A 1,252-nucleotide genomic window follows, 5' to 3' on the forward strand; every position below is an offset into this window, starting at 1 on the left:
GGTTACCACACCAACCTCAACCGCCAGGAACGATCCGCGTGCGCGTCAGTACTGCATTTAACCGAATACTTCAGGTCCCCGGAGCCAACGTCACCGATGTCACCATCGGCGACCGCGATATCGAAGTCACCGTCGGCCTTAAAGCCCGCTCGATGCGCTGCCCGTGCGGCAAACGTGTGCGGGCCGGTTATGACCGCCGGCGCCGGCGCTGGCGCCATGTGGATCTGGCCTGCAAGAAACTGTGGCTGGTCTACGACATCCGCCGCACGAACTGCCCACGCTGCGGCATCGTCACCGAGCAGGTGCCGTGGGCTCGTCCCGGTGCCCGATTCACCCGAGACTTCGAAGACACGGTGCTCTGGCTGGCCCAACGCACCGACCGCACCACCGTGGCCACGCTCATGCGGTGCGGCTGGGAATCGGTCACCGCCATCATCAACCGCGGTGTCGACGAACTGCTCGACCAACGACGACTCACAGACCTGTACCGGATCGGCGTCGACGAAATCTGCTACCGCCACCCGCACAAATATCTGACCATCGTCGGCGACCACGACACCGGCACCGTCATCGGAGTCCAGCCCGGACGCAGTGAAGAATCGCTATCGAAATTCTATGAACAACAACCTGATTCGACACTAGAGACGATCACCGCCGTGAGCATGGACGTGAGCAAGGCGTTCCGCGGAGCCACCCGAACCCACCTACCGGAAGCCACCATCTGCTTTGACCCGTTCCACATCATGCAATGGGTCAACCGGGCATTGGACCGGGTCTTCGCCGCCGCCGCCAGCGGACCGGACAAAGTCGCCATGACCTCAGCGCAGTGGCGCCAGACCCGATGGGCGCTGCGCACCGGCGAAAACAAACTCACCGACAACAAACGTGAACTGGTCAACCAGATCGCCCGCGCGAACCGTCACGTCGGCCGGGCCTGGGCCCTCAAAGAACAGCTGCGCGACCTGTATCGACTCCCACACGAACCCGGTGTCGCCCGTCAACGACTCAAAGCCTGGATCACCGCCGCCAAACGCAGCCGTATCCCGTCCTTCATCGAACTCGGCAAACGACTACAGGAACACTTCGACGCCGTCATCGCCGCCGTGGAACTCGGCATCTCCAACGCCCTCCTCGAAGGCATCAACGCCAAAATCCGACTCATCAACGCCCGCGGCTACGGCCACCACTCCGCCCGAACACTGACCTCAATGATCTATCTCTGCCTGGGCGGGCTCCACCCTCAGCTACCCAC

The 1,252-nt window shown here is 62.7% G+C and carries 1 protein-coding gene; it reads left to right on the top strand.

The features are described 5' to 3' along the window. Window positions 1-38: 38 nt before the first annotated feature. Window positions 39-1,252 (top strand): ISL3 family transposase (locus VXD91_RS20970; RefSeq protein ID WP_346416288.1); only part of this gene is annotated, 1,214 nt, incomplete at its 3' end.

The organism is Mycobacterium sp. SM3041 (assembly GCF_039668335.1).
In the GTDB taxonomy this organism is placed as follows: Bacteria; Actinomycetota; Actinomycetes; order Mycobacteriales; family Mycobacteriaceae; genus Mycobacterium.